Origin of the sequence: Polynucleobacter sp. MWH-Berg-3C6 (genome assembly GCF_018881855.1) — a bacterium.
Classification (GTDB): domain Bacteria; phylum Pseudomonadota; class Gammaproteobacteria; order Burkholderiales; family Burkholderiaceae; genus Polynucleobacter.
This window is the reverse complement of record NZ_JACVPN010000013.1, coordinates 1-1319: the sequence shown is the minus strand read 5'-3', so window position 1 is coordinate 1319 and position 1319 is coordinate 1. Positions and strand designations below refer to the sequence as shown.

The following is a 1319-nucleotide window of genomic DNA, read 5'->3' as shown; positions in this document are numbered from 1 at the left end:
GGTACGTACCGGACACATGCTTTACGTCCGGTACCGACCACATGGTTTACACATTTACCAATCACATCCCCAATACTTTGGGACCAAATGGGTTTTCTAGGGCTTGTACCCTTGAAGACTCCATATCAAAGTAAGCCATATCGTAATCCATAAAGCTCACTAACCACACGTCTTCTTCGACCTGCCGTAAGCCTACGTCATGACCAGCGAACACCGTACTAAAGTGAATCTTCTTGCCATCAAGACAGATGCGCCCACAGTTGGTCACGGTCACGGTTTTGTCGTGGAAGGGGTAACTCACATCGGGCAGCCCTTCGTATTTTCGGGTCGAAGGAACATAGAGCTGTGCCGGTTTTTTCATCTCCAGGGCTTGATGGGGCCGCTCATAGTTGTACTCATAGATAAAGTCTTCAAACTTATCTTGTTGTTGCAACAGTGTTTTGGCTGGCGGTTTAGTGGTCGCTTGCTTGAGCGTTAAGTGCATGCGTTCATGCCGACCATTTTGCTGGGGATTGCCGGGCTTAATGCGCTCAATGCCAATGCCTAAACGAAGCCACCACACCGATAGACTACTTAAACCATAGAGCGCATTAGCGCAGGCAAAGGGCACGCCGTTGTCTGAGCGGATGGAGCCTGGCAGCCCATACTCTTTAAAGAGTTGTTCAAACACGGTAAAAGCCTGCGCTTCACGAGTACTCTCCAAACCTTCACAGCAAATCAAAAAGCGAGAGGCATAGTCCGTTACGGTTAAGGGATAGCAGTACCGCTTATTACCCAGCATAAATTCGCCCTTGTAATCCACGCACCATAGGGCATTGGGCTCTTTGAGATCGGATAAGTTGGTCCCCGTGAGTTTGGGGTGGTGGCGTCTGCGTTTCTTTTTGACTAAGCCATGGCGATCGAGAACGGCATGCACCGTGCTTTTGGCGGGCAGTGCCAGTTCTGGATAGTGGGTGTGCAATCGTTCTCGTAATTTAGGAGCGCCCCAGGTCGGGAACTCTTTTTTGAGGTTCACAATCAATTGCTCAACCTGGAAGGGCAAGCGATTGGCTTGCCGAAAGGGTCGTCTACTGCGATCCGTAAAGGCTTCTAAACCACTATCTTTATAACGATCAATGATCTTATGGCCAGTCACTCGGGAGATTCCAAACTCCTGGCACAGGGTCGTAATTTTCTCGCCATCGAGGTAACGCGACACAAATTTGAGCTTTTCATCCATCTTCGTACTTTCATTCCACGGCATAGAGTGGTCCCTCCTATGCCAAAAACTGTAAAGTATGTGTCCGGTATAAAGTGTTAACTATGTGTCGAGTCGTACA

1 protein-coding gene is annotated in these 1319 nt (G+C 48.9%); it reads right to left on the bottom strand.

Translation table 11 applies throughout. The features are described from left to right. Nucleotides 1–61 precede the first annotated feature (61 nt). On the bottom strand, nucleotides 62–1243 hold the full coding sequence (locus ICN13_RS10000) for an integrase core domain-containing protein (RefSeq protein ID WP_216140209.1): 1182 nt from the start codon (nucleotides 1241–1243) through the stop codon (nucleotides 62–64). Between the last annotated feature and the right edge of the window lie 76 nt (nucleotides 1244–1319).

Excerpts from the sequence above, each read along its gene's own strand:
- ICN13_RS10000 (WP_216140209.1), bottom strand. The coding sequence starts at position 1,243 with ATGCCGTGGAATGAAAGTACGAAGATGGATGAAAAGCTCAAATTTGTG.